General features: G+C 68.8%; 13 protein-coding genes. 5 read left to right on the top strand and 8 right to left on the bottom strand.

Annotated elements, in window-relative coordinates; genetic code table 11:
* Positions 1-4: 4 nt before the first annotated feature.
* The 5 genes from JQX13_RS43480 to JQX13_RS43460 form a co-directional block, all read right to left on the bottom strand.
* Positions 5-1,036 carry a histone deacetylase family protein gene (locus JQX13_RS43480; RefSeq protein ID WP_203405288.1) on the bottom strand — a complete coding sequence of 344 codons (1,032 nt, stop codon included), beginning with the start codon at positions 1,034-1,036 and terminating at the stop codon, positions 5-7.
* 120 nt (positions 1,037-1,156) lie between these two features.
* A complete protein-coding gene (locus JQX13_RS43475) occupies positions 1,157-2,245 on the bottom strand; it encodes a metallophosphoesterase (RefSeq protein WP_203405287.1) in 1,089 nt (362 codons plus the stop codon).
* Between the two features lie 151 nt (positions 2,246-2,396).
* Positions 2,397-4,238, bottom strand: coding sequence for a translational GTPase TypA (typA, locus tag JQX13_RS43470; RefSeq protein ID WP_203405286.1), 1,842 nt, complete (start codon positions 4,236-4,238; stop codon positions 2,397-2,399).
* A gap of 252 nt (positions 4,239-4,490) precedes the next feature.
* Positions 4,491-5,432: an alpha/beta fold hydrolase gene (locus tag JQX13_RS43465; protein WP_203405285.1), complete on the bottom strand. Its 942-nt coding sequence runs from the start codon at positions 5,430-5,432 to the stop codon at positions 4,491-4,493.
* 4 nt (positions 5,433-5,436) lie between these two features.
* A complete protein-coding gene (locus JQX13_RS43460; protein WP_203412485.1) occupies positions 5,437-7,017 on the bottom strand; it encodes a sigma 54-interacting transcriptional regulator in 1,581 nt (526 codons plus the stop codon).
* A 113-nt stretch (positions 7,018-7,130) separates the two neighbouring features.
* Here JQX13_RS43460 and JQX13_RS43455 point away from each other — a divergent pair, with 113 nt between their 5' ends.
* Positions 7,131-8,132: a cation diffusion facilitator family transporter gene (locus JQX13_RS43455; protein WP_430384117.1), complete on the top strand. Its 1,002-nt coding sequence runs from the start codon at positions 7,131-7,133 to the stop codon at positions 8,130-8,132.
* Between the two features lie 10 nt (positions 8,133-8,142).
* Here JQX13_RS43455 and JQX13_RS43450 read toward each other — a convergent pair whose 3' ends face one another.
* The gene (locus tag JQX13_RS43450; protein WP_203405283.1) at positions 8,143-10,071 is read right to left on the bottom strand and encodes a RecQ family ATP-dependent DNA helicase; all 1,929 of its coding nucleotides are present in this window, start codon (positions 10,069-10,071) and stop codon (positions 8,143-8,145) included.
* 101 nt (positions 10,072-10,172) lie between these two features.
* Here JQX13_RS43450 and JQX13_RS43445 point away from each other — a divergent pair, with 101 nt between their 5' ends.
* The 4 genes from JQX13_RS43445 (at position 10,173) to JQX13_RS43430 (ending at position 13,613) form a co-directional block, all read left to right on the top strand.
* Positions 10,173-11,210, top strand: a complete 1,038-nt coding sequence (locus tag JQX13_RS43445) for a hypothetical protein (RefSeq protein WP_203405282.1) — start codon at positions 10,173-10,175, stop codon at positions 11,208-11,210.
* On the top strand, positions 11,210-11,767 hold the full coding sequence (rsmD, locus tag JQX13_RS43440; protein WP_203405281.1) for a 16S rRNA (guanine(966)-N(2))-methyltransferase RsmD: 558 nt from the start codon (positions 11,210-11,212) through the stop codon (positions 11,765-11,767). The genes JQX13_RS43445 and rsmD overlap by 1 nt, the downstream gene beginning before the upstream one ends.
* Before the next feature lie 33 nt (positions 11,768-11,800).
* Entirely contained in the window at positions 11,801-12,283 is a 483-nt protein-coding gene (coaD, locus tag JQX13_RS43435) for a pantetheine-phosphate adenylyltransferase (RefSeq protein ID WP_203405280.1), read from the top strand.
* Positions 12,284-12,422: 139 nt separating this feature from the next.
* Positions 12,423-13,613 (top strand): pyridoxal phosphate-dependent aminotransferase, encoded by a 1,191-nt coding sequence (locus tag JQX13_RS43430; RefSeq protein ID WP_203405279.1) that lies wholly within the window; start codon positions 12,423-12,425, stop codon positions 13,611-13,613.
* A gap of 15 nt (positions 13,614-13,628) precedes the next feature.
* Here JQX13_RS43430 and JQX13_RS43425 read toward each other — a convergent pair whose 3' ends face one another.
* Together JQX13_RS43425 and JQX13_RS43420 are read right to left on the bottom strand one after the other, a co-directional pair.
* Positions 13,629-14,051 (bottom strand): hypothetical protein, encoded by a 423-nt coding sequence (locus JQX13_RS43425; RefSeq protein ID WP_203405278.1) that lies wholly within the window; start codon positions 14,049-14,051, stop codon positions 13,629-13,631.
* Between the two features lie 125 nt (positions 14,052-14,176).
* Positions 14,177-14,869: a hypothetical protein gene (locus tag JQX13_RS43420; protein ID WP_203405277.1), complete on the bottom strand. Its 693-nt coding sequence runs from the start codon at positions 14,867-14,869 to the stop codon at positions 14,177-14,179.
* Positions 14,870-14,961 lie beyond the last annotated feature (92 nt).

Genomic DNA, 14,961 nt, shown 5'->3' with positions numbered 1-14,961 from the left:
TCTCTTAGCGCCTGCTCAGGAAGCCTTCCAGCACTCCGGCGACGTTGGTCCCGATGTCGTCCACCGCGTAACCGCCTTCCTGCACGAACACCGTGGGCAGCTTCAGCTCGGCCAGGCGCTGCCCCATCAGCGGGTAGTGCGGGGTGGCGAGCTTGAAGGCGCTGATCGGGTCGTTCTCGTAGGTATCGACGCCGAGCGACACCACCAGGGCGTCGGGCGAGAACCCGCCGATGACATCCATCGCCGCGGACAGGGTGGTGCTGTACTCCTTCCAGGTGGTGCCTCGGGGCAGCGGGAAGTTGCGGGTGTAGCCCTCGCCCGCTCCTGCTCCGCGCTCGTCCGCATAGCCGAGGAAGTAGGGGTACTCGGTCTCCGGGGAGCCGTGGATGGACACGAACAGCACGTCCGAACGCTCCCAGAAGATGTCCTGGGTGCCGTTGCCGTGGTGGTAGTCCACGTCCAGCACCGCCACCCGCGCGAAGCCGTGATCGCGCAGGTACTGCGCCGCCAACGCGGCGTTGTTGAGGAAGCAGTAGCCGCCGTACAGGGCGTGCCCCGCGTGGTGTCCTGGCGGGCGGCACAGGGCATAAGCGCTCTTTTCGCCCTCGGTGACCCAGGCCGCGGCGGTCAGGGCGCACCGGGCGGCGGCGAACGCGGCCTCCCACGTGCCCTCGACGATCGGCGTGCTGGCGTCGAAGGCGTAGTAGCCCATCTTGCCGTTGATGCCGGAGGGGATGTGGTCACGGCGCAGGCTCCGGGCGGGGAAGCCGCTCGGCAGCATGAAGCCTTCCTTGCCGGCCGCCCGCCACTCGTCGTGGGCGGTGCGCAGGAACTCGACGAAGTGGGCGTCGTGGACACGCAGGAGCGACTCGTACGCGAACGGGCGTGGCTCGCTCATGTCGAAGCCCGCGCGTTCCAGCGCCTTCAGGATGTAGTCGGCGCGCACCGGCATCTCGAAGCACGGCACCAGCTCGCCACGGTGGAGTTCCTTGCCACCGTCGTGGCGGGCATGCAGGGGGGAATGAGCGACTTTCACCGAGAGGGCTCCTCCATTCGAAGGCGGACGGGCGGGACTCTGGCAAGCACAGCGTGGGAAGCGCAAGACCGGGCGCCTTCCGGCCGATGGAGGCCTTCGCGGGCGAGCCGCATCCCGTGCTCAGGCTCGACGCAGGGTGATGACCGCCAGCTCCGCCGGAGCACCCAGGCGCGCGGGTGGGCCCGTGGTGCCAGCACCGCGGTTCACATAGAGCCACGAGCGGCCCTTCCGGTACAGCCCCGCCACCCAGACGGTGACGAACCGCCCCAGCGAGAGTCGGGGGACGCCCGGGACGCCGAGCTGGCCGCCATGGGTGTGGCCCGAGAGCGTCAGCTCGACCCCGCGGGCCTCCGCCTCCGGGAAGAGGTCCGGATCATGCGCGAGCAGGACCGTCGGGGCTCCCTCCGGCCGCGCCGCCAGGGCCCGGTCCAGGTCATCGCGCGAGGTCCAGGTGTCGTCGACGCCCGCGACGTAGAGGCGGGCACCGCCCCGCTCGATGACTTCTCCCTCGTTGCGCAGCACGGTGAGGCCGTTGCGCCTCAGCAGCCGCACCAGGTGCTCTCCGTCCGTGAAGTAGTCGTGGTTTCCCATGCAGGCGAAGGCGCCGTCCCTCGCACGCAAGCCGCCGAGCGCCCGAGCGACCGCTTCCACGTGTGATGAGCCGTGGGTGATCAGATCACCCGTGACGGTCACCAGGTCCAGATCGAGCGTGTTGAGGCGCGCCACCCACGAGGTCACCCGTTTCTCGGACGCGTACGGGCCGCAGTGGACGTCGGAGAGCTGGCCGATGCGGTAGCCGTCCAACTCTGGAGGCAGGCCCTCGATGCGCACCACCCGTCGGCGCAGCCTCGGCCGGCCGAGCACCGTGTCCACCCCCATCACCAGCGCGATGGCTCCGGCCAGGCCCCAGGCCGCCCCGAAGGGCACGCCCGCCCGCACCGCCAGCGCGGCGGGAATCATGAGCACGTCGAACACCGCGCACGCCGCCCACCAGCCCAGCGCCAGGTAGGTGGAGAGCGCGGGCTCCGTGGTCGCCCAGGGCGCGTGGAGCTGGCGCAGGTACGGTGGAGAGACCAGCACCGCCACGAGCGCCGGCACGGGCGTGCGGGTGTGCCAACAGAGCCAGAGCACTGCTGGGAGCTGGACCACGGTGACGAGGACGGCCGCGAGCAACTGGAAGCGGCTCCGGAATCGGGCTCGGCTGGACATCGAACCCTTCTTCTAACCGGATCGTCGCCGTTCCGCAGGGGCAGTCCCTCGAACGCCGAGAGGGCCGCGGATGGGGGTCCACAGACCCTCACCCCGGCCCTCTCCCGGAGGGAGAGGGGGGTTGGTTCCCTCTCCCCAGCTGGTTGGTGGACTACGCCTCGCCGCGCTCCTCGCGCTTGCGATCACGCTCGGCCCGGTAACGCTCGCCCGAGCTCAGCGCCTTCTTGCGCATGCGCACCGACTTCGGCGTCACCTCCACCAGCTCGTCGTCGGCGATCCACTCGAGCGCCTTCTCCAACCCCATCTCGCGCGGAGGCGTGAGGATGACGTTCTCGTCGCGGCCCGCGGCGCGGATGTTCGTCAGCTTCTTCTCGCGGCACGCGTTGACGTTCAGCTCCGACGGGTGCACGTGCTCGCCGATGATCATCCCCTCGTAGATCGTCACGCCAGGACCCACGAAGAGGTGGCCACGCTCCTGGATGCTGAAGAGCGCGTAGGGCACCGTCTCGCCCAGGCGGTCCGACACGATCGCGCCGTTGGCCCGCTTGGGGATGTAGCCGAACCACGGCTCGTAGCCGTCGAACTGGCTGCTCATGATGCCCTCACCACGCGTGATGGTGAGGAACTCCGAGCGGAAGCCGATGAGGCCGCGCGCCGGAATGCGGAACACCAGGCGCGTGCGCCCGCCGCCCAGCTGCGACATGTCCGTCATGCGGCCCTTGCGAGGCCCCAGGCGCTCCGTCACCGCGCCCACGCTGCCCTCGGGCACGTCGCAGAACATCAGCTCCATCGGCTCGTGCAGCACGCCGTCGATCGTCTTCGTCACCGGCTCCGGGTTGGAGGCCGTCAGCTCGTAGCCCTCGCGGCGCATCGTCTCGATGATGACCGCCAGCTGGAGCTCGCCACGGCCCACCACGCGGAAGGCGTCCGGCGTCTCCGTGTCCTCCACGCGGATGGACACGTTCCGGTAGGCCTCACGGTACAGGCGCTCGCGCAGGTTGCGGCTGGTGACGTACTTGCCCTCCTTGCCCGCCAGCGGCCCGTCGTTGACCTTGAAGATCATCATCATCGTGGGCTCGTCCACGGTGATGCGCGGCAGCGCCACCGGCTTCTCCACGTCGGCGATGGTGTCGCCGATGGAGATGGCCTCGATGCCCGCGATGGAGACGATCTCTCCGGGGCCGGCGTCCGCGATCTCCGTGCGCTTGAGACCCTGGAAGCCGTAGAGCTTCACGATCTTGCCCTGCTCGATCTTGCCACCGTCACGCATCACCGCCACGGGCATGTTCGGCGCGAGGCGGCCGGCCTGCACGCGGCCCACCGCGAGGCGGCCCACGTAGTCGTCATAGTCCAGGTTGGCCACCAGCAGCTGCAACTGCTCCTGGGTCGGCGCCGGCGGAGGCGAGATGTGCGAGAGGATGGCCTCGAACAGCGGCTCCAGGTTCTTGCCCGGCTGCTCCAGCGAGGTCGAGCTCTGGCCCTGGCGGGCGATCGTGTAGAGCACGGGGAACTCGAGCTGGTGCTCGTCCGCGCCCAGGTCGATGTAGAGCGAGTAGACCTGATCCAGGATCTCCTTGGGGCGGGCGTCCTGGCGGTCGATCTTGTTGATGACGAGCACCGTCTTCAGGCCCATGCCCAGCGCCTTGCTGAGCACGAAGCGCGTCTGGGGCAGGGGACCTTCGGCCGCGTCGACCAGGAGGATGACTCCGTCCACCAGGCGCAGACCGCGCTCCACCTCACCGCCGAAGTCCGCGTGGCCCGGGGTGTCGATGATGTTGATCTGCTTGCCCTTGTAGGTGACGGCGGTGTTCTTCGCGAGAATGGTGATGCCCTTCTCGCGCTCGAGGTCGTTCGAGTCCATCACCCGCTCGGTGACGGCTTCATTGGTGCGGAAGATGCCCGCCTGGCGGAGCATGTGGTCGACGAGGGTGGTCTTGCCGTGGTCGACGTGAGCGACGATGGCGACGTTGCGGATGTTCTCTCGAGCAATCATTAGGCGAGGCGTGCCGGGCTTGAACCGGCGATGAAAATCGTGAAGGGGGCAAAGGCGCCCAGGCCCCGCGTAGGGGACCCTGTGTGAACCTCACAGGAACGCGGAGGGCGGGCGCTTATATGCCGTGGGTCTTCCACCTGCAACGTGGCTGGAAGAAAGGTGCACGGGCGGCCGGCCCAACGCCTCGGGCGGCTCCCCGGAATTCACGCCTTCGTTGCGGGCACAGAAAGGGGCGAGGCCCTGTTTCCCCGCCTACCGGGTGGGCGGAGAGACGACATCCGGCACGCCGAGCCTGTCCTCCCGGTAGGGGGCCGGAGGGGAGGCGGGCAGGTGCTCGCGCAGGAAGCGCTCCACCCGGAGCTCCACCAGGTCGCGGTGCTCGAGGGGGGCGGCGTGGGTGCCCTGGGGCACCATCATGAACTCGGCGTCGGGGATGTGGGCGGCCATGCGCCGCGAGAGCCACGCCGGGGTGAACTTGTCGCGCTCGCCCGCGATGATGAGGGTGGGGACGTCCACGTGGGGCAGGTGATCCCACGCACTGTGGGTGGAGGCGGACTCCAGGGTCCGCACGAAGACCACCGGATCCATGTTGGCCAGGTGGGTGAAGTAGGGGACGAGGTCGCTCTTGGAGAGCAGCGAGCGGTTGAGCTCCACGGAGAGGGCCACCTGCATGGCCAGCTCGGTGCTCAGCAGGGCGCGGGTGAGCCGGGCGACGGGCTGGGGAAAGCGCTCCACGGTGAGGCGGATGAGGGGGAAGAGCCGCTTGAGCCAGTTGGCGTCGTGGAAGGTGTCGAGCGGGTTGCCGTAGCTGCCGCAGATGAGGACGAGCCCCTTCACGCGGTGGGCGTAGCGGCGGTGGAACTCGAGCGCCACCTGCACGCCCATGGAGTGGGCGAAGAGCACGGCCTGGTCGATGCCCGCGGCGTCCATCACCCGGTTGAGATCGTCGCAGGTGTAGAGCATTCCGATGCGCTCGCGATCCCGGGGAAGGCCCGAGCGGCCATGGCCCCGGTAGTGCCAGCGCAGCACGCGGTAGCGCTGCTCCAGATAGGGCGCCAGGTACTTCCAGACGAAGCCGTCGCAGCCCAGGCCGTCGCACAACACCATCCCCGGCTCGCCCTCGCCCTGCACCTGGTAGTACAGCGCCGCCCCATCGGGGACGGTGAGGTAGTCCTGCCGGAAATAGTGGCTCATGCGCTCACGCGTCTGCCTCGGCATCGGGCGGGAGGCCCTTGTCGAGGCCGTACTTGGCGATCTTCAAGATAAGGTTGGACCGGCTGATGCCAAGCTCGCGAGCCAGCCGGCTCTTGTTGTTGCCAGTACGCAACAGACCCTGGTGGATCATCTCTCGTTCCAGCGTCTCCACGGCCTCGTGGAGCTTGCCGGTGGCGCGGGCGGTGAGCACGGAGATGCCCCCGGGGGTCACCGCGTCGCGGATGCGGCTGGAGATGAGCTCGGCGGGTAGGTACTCCAGGTCCCCGCCGAGCACGAGAAGTCGCTCGATTTCGTTCTCCAGCTCGCGCACGTTGCCCGGCCAGGCGTACATGCTGAGCAGGGCCATGGCCTCGGTGGCGAGGCCGCGGGCACGTTGGCCCTCGCGGTGGTGCTTGCGCAGGAAGTGGTCCACCAGCAGGGGCAGATCGTCCCGGCGCTCGCGCAGCGCGGGCAGGTGCACGCGGATGACGTTGATGCGGTAGTAGAGGTCCTCGCGGAACTCGCCGCGCTTGACCATCTCGCCCAGGTCCTTGTGGGTGGCGGCGATGACGCGCACGTCCACCTCGCGCGGCTCGGTGCCACCCACGGGCAGGAAGGTCCCCTCCTGCAGCACGCGCAGCAGCTTCACCTGCAGGGCGGGGGACATGTCCCCCACCTCGTCGAGGAAGAAGGTGCCGCGGTCGGCCACCTCGAAGAGGCCCTTCTTGTCGCGCATGGCGCCGGTGAAGGAGCCGCGCATGTGGCCGAAGAGCGCGCTCTCCAGCAGGTTGTCGTTGAAGGCCGAGCAGTTCTGCACCACGAAGGGTCCGTGCCGCCGCGGGCCGTTGGCGTGGATGGCGCGCGCCACCAACTCCTTGCCCGTGCCCGACTCGCCGTTGATGAGGACGGTGGCCTCCGAGTTGGAAACCTTCTCGAGCAACTTGAAGATCTCCTGCATCGGTCCGGAGCGGCCGATGATGTCCTCGAAGCGGTAGTTCTCGCTGTCCTGCGACAGCGACTGGAGGCTGCGCTCCTCCTTGCGCGTCCGCTCGGCCTCGTAGGCGGCGATCTCGTTGGCGCCGTACTCGAGCAGGTCCGCGAGCTTCTCCAGGTTGTCGTCGCCCAGCACCGGCAGGCGCTCCACCGCGCGATCCACCTCCGGGCTCGTCGGCTGCAACTCGCGCAGCCGCGCCTTGAGCGCCTCGCGCTCCCGCTCCGAGAATGGCTCGCGCAGGAAGCCCTCCACGAACAGGAAACCTTCGTACTCATCGCGGATGTAGAGGGGCGCGCCCACCAGGCTGAACTGGAGATGGCAGGGCTGGGTGAGCGCGCGGCGCAGGCGCCGGTTCGCCCGGAATTGTTCGTGAAGCTGGCGCACCGATTGGTTGCAGCGCCGCAGCCCCTCCCGCGAGTTGAGCGAGAGGCGGCAGCACTCGTTGGGAGTCGGCGGAATATCTCCGCCTCTCAACCAATCCATCACCATTCCGTTGCGGTCCGCGAAGTGGAGCTCCGCCCTCCACCACTTGCGGATGATTTCCCGCAGCATGATGATGGTGTGCAGGTTCTGGTGCCTCTCGAGGTCCATCTGCCGTGCCTTGGGGATGATCAACAGGGGGGAAAAACCTTGAACCTACGAGGTTTTTGGACTCTAGCTTCTTGGCACGCCTCCGTGGAGGAGCGTTCTCACCTGAACTTTTTGTGACCACATCTCCCCACATGCATCGCGAGTCCGACCATGACCATGACCACGCGCACGAGGATGCGTGCGGGGGGCATGGGCACGTGCACGGTCACGGTAAGCCCGTACGGCGCTCGTCTTCTTCCTTGAAGGAGGAGCGGAGGAAGGACCGCACGCGCCTGCTCTTCGCGCTGGCGCTGACGGGCACCATCGCCGTGGCGGAGGCGGTGGGGGGGTACATCACCAACTCCCTGGCCCTCATGTCCGACGCGGGCCACATGCTCACGGACATCAGCGCGCTGGGGCTGAGCCTGCTGGCGCTCTGGTTCGCGGGAAAGCCGGCGGATCTGAAGAAGACGTACGGCTACTACCGCATGGAGATCCTCAGCGCGCTGCTCAACGGCGTGCTGCTGCTGGGCATCACCGGGGTGATCGTGGTGGAGGCCTGGGAGCGCTTCCGCGCGCCGGCCGAGGTGCGTCTGGGGCCCATGGCCGTGGTGGCGACGATCGGCCTGTTGGCGAACCTGGGTGCGCTGGGCTTCCTGCACCAGACGCATTCGATGAACGTGCGCGGGGCCTTCCTGCACGTGCTGGGTGACGCGCTCTCCAGCGTGGGCGTGTTGGTGGGCGCCGCGGTGATGTGGCTGACGGGCTGGTACGTGATCGATCCCATCATCTCGGTGGTCATCTCGGTGGTGATCGTGGTGGGGGCGCTGAGGCTGGTGCGCGACGCCGTGGACGTGCTGCTGGAGGCGGTGCCGTCGCACGTGGACATGTCGGTGGTGAAGGAGCTGCTGCTGAAGGTGCAGGGGGTGCGCGACGTGCACGACCTGCACGTGTGGACCATCGCGAGCGGGATGTACGCGCTCTCGGCCCACCTGGTGGTGGCGGATCCGATGGTCTGCAACAACGACGAGATTCTCTCCGCCGTGAAGCACGAGCTCTTCGATCGGTTCGGCATCGACCACACGACGATCCAGATCGAGAGCGAGACCTACGCCCACCTGGGCGAGGTGCACTGAGGGCTCCGCTCTACGGCTCCGCCGCGTCGCCTTCCACGAAGGCGAGCACCTGTTTGAACGGCACGTCCGATAGCAGTCCGAACATCGGGTGTCGGGTGAGCCGGGCCCGGGTCGCGCTCGGCGAGCTGATGCCGCACAGGAACCTCGCCACCTGCCGGGGAGACGCGAGGGCCGCGTTTCCCTCCGCTCGCAATTGGTTCAGCTTCGCGGCCTCCCTGTCTCCCGGTGGCCGGACCCTGGCGGGAGGGAGCTTGCCGGGGCGCTCGCCCGCGCACCAGCCGCAGTGGCCGCAGTCGGCCTCCAGATCCTCGCCGAAGTAGGTCAGCAGGAAGCGGGTGCGGCAGCCCTCGTGATCGGCGAACCGAAGGACCTGCCCCAGCCGCTGAACGTCCCGGGCCTCGCGCTGACTGAACCGCTCCACCATCGTGCGGGTGAGCCCGTCGACGTCGACGTCCGTGCGCTTCAGTCGGTAGCCCTGGCGCACGCCCGTGACCTGGAGCTTCAGGGCCTCCTTCTCCTCGAGGTAGTTGAGGGCGGCCACAATGCGTTGGCGGGGCTCGCCCAGCTCGCGGGCGATGTCGTCGAGCTTCAGCCGCGACCAGGTCTTCATGGGCTCGGCGTGGGCGAACACGCGGCGCAGGAAGTCGGCGCGGGCCGGGTCGAAACCGGTGAAGACCTCGGCGAGCGGTCTCAGGGCCTGGAACTTGTACTCGGTGTAGAACGGGCCGGTGGACTCGAGCAGCCCGTCGAGCTCGAGGTAGGTCATCATCGTCTCGATGACGAGCGGACGGACATCGTGGGTGGCGGAGAGTTCGTGGAGGGACACGTCGAAGAGCTCGCCCTGTCCGAGCACGTGCCTCAACACGCCGGCCACCGCCTGGGGCGTGGGCGTGTCCCCGTAGGTGAAGTTCTCCAACACCGTCACGTCTTCCAGGGCCGCCAGCAGCTCGCAGGTGGAGGGCTCGCCATCGCGGCCCGCGCGGCCGATCTCCTGGGCGTAGTTCTCCAGGCTCTTGGGCAGGTTGAAGTGGTAGACCGAGCGGATGTCGCGCTTGTCGATGCCCATGCCGAAGGCGATGGTGGCGACCACCACCGCGTCGGCCGAGCCCATGAACCAGTCCTGCACCTGGTGCCGCACCTCGGCGTCCATGCCGGCGTGGTAGGCCCTGGCGGCGAAGCCGTGCTCCTCGAGGAAGCTGGCCGTCTCCTCGGCCGTGCGCTGGAGCGTGACGTAGACGATCGTCGGCCCGCGTGGGCGGGAGCGCAGGCGCGAGAGCAGCAACTCCCGGCGCTCGTCTCCGCCCCGGGTGGGTGTGACGTGCAGCGAGAGGTTGGGCCGGTGGAAGCCGGTCTGGATGATGTTCTCGGGCGTGATGTCGAACGCAGCGGCGATGTCCCGGGCGACCGAGGGCGTGGCGGTCGCGGTCAACGCCAGCACCCGTCCCACTCCCAATGTCCTCGCGAGCGAGGCGAGCTTCATGTAGTCCGGCCGGAAGTTGTGACCCCACTCGCTGATGCAGTGGGCCTCGTCCACCGCGAGCATCGCGATGCGCAGCCGGCGCAGCGTCTGCAGGAAGCGCTCATTCGCCAGTCGCTCCGGCGCGATGTAGAGCAGCCTGAGCGTTCCCGCCCGTAGATCGGAGTAGAGCTGGCGGAGCTCCTCGGGCCCGAGCGTCGAGTCGAGCCGGGCGGCGGGGATTCCTCGGCTCGTGAGGAAGTCGATCTGGTCCTTCATCAACGCGATCAGCGGTGAAACGACCAGGGTGACGCCGTCCAGCATCAGCGCGGGGAGCTGGTAGCAGAGGCTCTTGCCCGCCCCGGTGGGGAAGATGGCGAGGACGGACCTGGAGTGCAGTAGCCGCGAGACGACCGCCTCCTGGCCCTCGCGGAAACCGGAAAAGCCGAAGACGGAACCGAGCAGGTGGGAGGCGGAGGTCATCGTACCGTGGACCATCCGCGCCCCGGGCTTCCCTGGCAAGTGAACGAAATCCCCACATCCAGCTTGCGGCCCTCTGTGGAGCGGATGATCCTCGGCTCCGGATGAACGTGCTCGACAAGGTGCTGACGCTGAGGCCAACGAGCGTGGTGGCTCGGCTGGGGACCGCCTCACGGCTCCCCGTGCTCAATCCCCGCGAGCTGGTGAGAGCGCTCGACAAGGTGCCGACGGCGCTGCCGTGCCTGCCGGTGCCGGTCCGGCCGATGTTGCCGGGGCTGCTGGCGGCGGCACGGGGCGAGGACGCGGTGATGGGGCTGGTGTGCCCGCATCCGCTCGCGGACCGGGGCGCGGCGGATCGCTTCGTCACCGCGGTGCAACAGGTAGCGGAGGCGGATGGTCACACGCGACCCCTCTTCCTGCAGGCGGGGCCGGTGCGCGTGTCGAAGGCGGAGCCGGAGGCGCTGGGGCTGCTCCAGGAGGGCCTCTTCCGCCTGGTGGACGCGGGCTTCTCCCTGGTGTCGCTGGACGTGACCCGGCTGCCCGTGGACGCGGCGGTGGACGCGGTGCGGAGGCTCTCCGGGCCGGTGGTGGAGCGCGAGCTGTCGCTGGAGGTGTCGTTGCCCGCGGGCGCCGAGGGCGACGAGCTGGAAGGGGGCCGCGCGTTGTTGGAGGGGCTCCAGCGGCAGGGCCTGGGCGTGCGCTTCCTGCGGATCTCCGCGGCCCTCCTGGGCGAGGAGGATCAGGACGTGCAGTTCCTCCGGAGCCTGGTGGAGCTGGCGGGGCAGCATGGGGCGGGCGTGTCGGTGGGAGAGGCGGGACGGCGCTCGGCGCGGGTGCTGCCGACGTATGTGGCGGCGGGGGTGAAGAAGGTGGAGTGCGTGGCGCCCTTCGAGCGCCTGGCGCTGGCCTCGTACCCGGACACGGTGCGTGAGAGCCTGGAGCAGAAGGCGGAGAAGGCGGGGCTGGGCGCGGGAGAATTGCTGGGCGTCGTGGGCGAGCAGCTCGCTGCGCTGGAGGCCCAGGATGCGTCGCGGCTGGAGGCGCTGACGTTCGCCGAGGCCTCCGAGGTCCTGGCGGCGCTGGGCGCGTCGCGGACGGGGTGGAAGTCGATGCTCTTCCTGGCGGAGAACCGGGGCGACTGATGCGCATCGTGGCGGGCAGTGCGAGAGGCCGGGCCCTGGCGGGCCCCAAGACGACGTCGAAGCACATCCGCCCCACGGCGGACCGGGTGCGGGAGACGATCTTCAACGTGCTCGGCCAGTGGCTGGAGGGGCAGAAGGTGTTGGACCTCTACGCGGGAACGGGGGCCCTGGGCCTGGAGTCCGTCTCCCGAGGGGCCTCGAGGGCGGTGCTGGTGGACTCGGATCGCGAGGCGCTGTCCCTCTGCCGGGCGAACACGGACGCGCTGGGCTTCGGCTCGAGGGTGGAGATCCTCTCGCAGCCGGTCGAGCGGGCGCTGGAGACGCTCGGACGCCGGGGGGACCGGTTCGAGCTCATCTTCGCGGATCCTCCCTACGCGGCCCGGGTGGTGGAGACGGTGCTGGAGGGGCTGGCGCGGCACGGGGTGCTGGCGCCCGGCGGGACGGTGGTCATCGAGCACGACAAGCGGGAGGCGGCCCCCGACACCCATGAGGGCTTCGCGCGGGTGGATCAGCGCCGGTTCGGGGACACCCTGGTGAGTCTCTTCCGCATTGCTTGACCACATGCCGTGGTGCGTCGAGACTGGGAGTGTATGCGCACTGCCATCTACCCGGGCTCGTTCGATCCGCTCACCAACGGGCACCTCAGCATCATCCAGCGCGCGCTCCAGATGTTCGATCGCGTGATCGTCGCGGTGGCCGTGAACCCGAAGAAGGTGCCGCTCTTCTCCGAGGAGGAGCGCAAGGAGTTCATCCGCGAGGCCTGTCCGGATCCCCGGATGGAGGTGGATGCCTTCCACGGTCTGCTGGTGGAGTACGCGAACCGGCGGGGCGTGAACGTGCTGCTGCGTGGCCTGCGGGCGGTGTCGGACTTCGAGTACGAGTTCCAGCTCGCGAACATGAACCGCAAGCTGGCCCCGGGGATCGAGACCGTCTTCATGATGACGGGCGAGGACTACTTCTACGTCTCGTCGAACCTCGTCCGGGAGGTGGCCTCGTTCGGCGGCAACGTGGAGGGGCTCGTTCCTCCCAACGTGTTGAAGGTGCTGCGCGCCAGGTACGGAAAGCAGGGCTGATCCCCCTGCGTGAAGGCTGTCCGTTGGTGCAGTGAGAGAGTGAAGCGAGCGCCGTACCGTTCCCGGGAGTGTCCGCGTCCGTTCACTCCCGGCTTCGGACTTCTTGTTCGTCCAAAGGGCGCACTACAGGGTACCGACCATGAAACTTGCGAATCGACTCAGTGCCATCAAGCCGTCACCCACGCTCTCGCTCAGCGCGAAGGCGAAGGCACTGGTGGCCCAGGGTATGGACGTGGTGAGTTTCGCGGCGGGCGAGCCCGACTTCGATACGCCGGACTTCATCAAGCAGGCGGCCATCGATGCCCTGAAGCAGGGCTTCACCAAGTACACGCCCACCTCGGGCATCCCGGAGCTGCGCGAGGCCATCTGCGCGAAGTTCGAGCGGGACAACCACCTCACCTTCGCGCCGGATCAGGTGCTGGTGTCGGTGGGAGCCAAGCAGGCCATCTACAACACCTTCCAGGCGCTGCTGAACGAGGGTGACGAGGTCATCATCATCGCGCCGTACTGGGTGAGCTACCCGGACATGGTGCAGCTGGCGGGCGGCAAGCCGGTCATCGTGGAGACGCGCGAGGAGGACGGCTTCGCGCCGGATCCGGAGGCCATCCGCCGGGCGCTCTCGCCGCGCACCAAGGCGCTGATTCTCAACAGCCCGAGCAACCCCTCGGGCGCGGTGTTCTCGCGCGCCACGCTGGAGGGCATTGCCCAGGCGGTGCGGGGGCACGACTGCCTGGTGCTGAGCGACGACATCTACGAGAAGCTGCTGTATCAGGGCGAGTTCCTCAACATCGGCAACGTGGCACCGGACCTGCTGCCGCGGCTGGTGGTCATCAACGGAATGAGCAAGGCCTTCTCCATGACGGGTTGGCGCATGGGGTACGTGGCGGGACCCAAGTGGCTCATCTCGGGCATGCAGATGATCCAGGACCAGTCCACGTCGAACGCGGCGTCCTTCGCGCAGAAGGCGGCGACGGCGGCGCTCAAGGGCCCACCGGACATCTTCGTACCCATGGTGGAGGAGTACCGGGTGCGGCGGGACATGGTCGTGGACGCGCTGAACTCGATGGAGGGCGTGCGCTGCCGCAGCCCCGAGGGCGCCTTCTACGTGTTGCCCAACGTGAGCGGCCTCTTCGGGCGCTCGTACAAGGGCACGCCGGTGACGGGCTCGATCCAGATGTCGGAGATCCTCCTGAACGACTTCCGGATCGCCGCGGTGCCGGGCGCTCCCTTCGGCGCGGAGGGACACATCCGCCTGAGCTTCGCGACCTCGCGCGAGCAGCTGCGCAAGGGGCTGGAGCGCCTCCGGGAGTTCACGACCTCCGTGCGCTGAAGACGCACGGACGACTCACGGCGCGGCCCAGGAGCGCTCCCTCTGGAGGAGGGCACGCAGGTCCGCCACGACGTCGGGGTGCGCGGCGGATACCTCCTCCACGCGCAGGCCCTGGAGCGTGGGCAGCTCGAGCAGCTTCCAGCGTCCGAAGTAGAGGCCGCGGTGCTTGGCCCGTTGCACCTCGTCCTCCCACTCGGGCTCGAGCGCGATGTCTCCCGTGTCCCGGTCCACGGTCACGATTTCGTAGAGCCAGGGATAGGGGAAGAGATCCGTCTCGATGAGCGCGGGCAATGGGTCCATGGTGGCCCCTGGGGTCAACAGGGAGGCCAGGGAGCGGCCCTGGAAGCGCTCTGGGGCCTCGACCCCCAGGAGATCCAGCAGGGTGGGTGCCACGTCGATGGCGCGAGCGCGTGTTGTGAGCTCGCGGCCCTCGGCCACCTTTCCGGGCCATCTCGGGATTGTTCTTGTCGGGCTCCCCCCGCCTTCCGGGCCGCATGGAACATCGCCGTCAATTCATCGAGGCTGGGATGCGCCACGGCTCACCTCACCTTGTCCATCAAGCCTCAATCCGTATAAGCGAACGCCTTCCAGCCCTCTCCGGTCAGCCGGTAGAGGAGGACCGCCGCATGCCCCGAGAGGTTGGCCACGGCGGCGTACACGTCGGTTCCGCGCGGGACGATGGCGCCGAGCCGGGCCGGCGGCTTGCCGTACCTCTTCTCCAGCTCCGCGTAGGGGAGGACCTCGATGTCGTAGAGGGTGACGAGGTCCGTCCGCTTGTTACGGAGCTGTTTCACCCAGCTCACCACCAGGGGCTCGGGCGCGTCGAACCTGCGCTCCTCGAGCTGGAAGGGGAACGTGAGCATGGGCACCGTGCTGCGCACGTCACCCGTGAGCAGATAGCTGAGCAGGTAGCGCGCCTCGTCACGCACCACCTCCTCGATGCTGCCGGGCTGGGGGGCCGCAGCCGGGGCGGAGGGGGCTGGAGCCGGGCCAGGCGCCGCGGCGGTGGGCGCGGGCGCCGGGGCTTCGGGTGCCGGGGCGGGTGCCTCGGCCGCGGCCTCCTGCTTCGCGCGGCGGCGGCGGGACGGCTTCTGCGCCGCGGGCGTCCCTTCGGCGGCGGCGGGAGCCTGCTCGGCGGCCGGAGCAGCCGGAGCGGGAGCCGGCTCGGCCGCTGGAGCGGCGGGGGCTTCCTGGGCCTCCTGGGCGAGGACGGGAGACGCGGTGGCGAGCAGCAGGACCAGAGACCAGCGACGCATGAAACCTCCGGAAAACAGAGCCCAGACTAGCAGAGGACCCGGCGCCCGGGGCCGATACCCCCTCCCGCCGGGCAGGCTCCATTTCCGCCTCT

Source organism: Archangium violaceum (genome assembly GCF_016859125.1).
GTDB classification, from domain to species: domain Bacteria; phylum Myxococcota; class Myxococcia; order Myxococcales; family Myxococcaceae; genus Archangium; species Archangium violaceum_A.
The sequence above is the reverse complement of the archived record's forward strand: the minus strand, read 5'-3'. Positions and strand labels throughout refer to the sequence as shown.

Bases quoted from the DNA above. Each gene is read 5' to 3' on its own strand.
- JQX13_RS43475 (WP_203405287.1), bottom strand. From the start codon at position 2,245: ATGTCCAGCCGAGCCCGATTCCGGAGCCGCTTCCAGTTGCTCGCGGCC.
- typA (WP_203405286.1), bottom strand. From the start codon at position 4,238: ATGATTGCTCGAGAGAACATCCGCAACGTCGCCATCGTCGCTCACGTC.
- JQX13_RS43465 (WP_203405285.1), bottom strand. From the start codon at position 5,432: ATGAGCCACTATTTCCGGCAGGACTACCTCACCGTCCCCGATGGGGCG.
- JQX13_RS43460 (WP_203412485.1), bottom strand. From the start codon at position 7,017: ATGGACCTCGAGAGGCACCAGAACCTGCACACCATCATCATGCTGCGG.
- JQX13_RS43450 (WP_203405283.1), bottom strand. From the start codon at position 10,071: ATGACCTCCGCCTCCCACCTGCTCGGTTCCGTCTTCGGCTTTTCCGGT.
- JQX13_RS43445 (WP_203405282.1), top strand. From the start codon at position 10,173: ATGAACGTGCTCGACAAGGTGCTGACGCTGAGGCCAACGAGCGTGGTG.
- rsmD (WP_203405281.1), top strand. From the start codon at position 11,210: ATGCGCATCGTGGCGGGCAGTGCGAGAGGCCGGGCCCTGGCGGGCCCC.
- coaD (WP_203405280.1), top strand. From the start codon at position 11,801: ATGCGCACTGCCATCTACCCGGGCTCGTTCGATCCGCTCACCAACGGG.
- JQX13_RS43430 (WP_203405279.1), top strand. From the start codon at position 12,423: ATGAAACTTGCGAATCGACTCAGTGCCATCAAGCCGTCACCCACGCTC.
- JQX13_RS43420 (WP_203405277.1), bottom strand. From the start codon at position 14,869: ATGCGTCGCTGGTCTCTGGTCCTGCTGCTCGCCACCGCGTCTCCCGTC.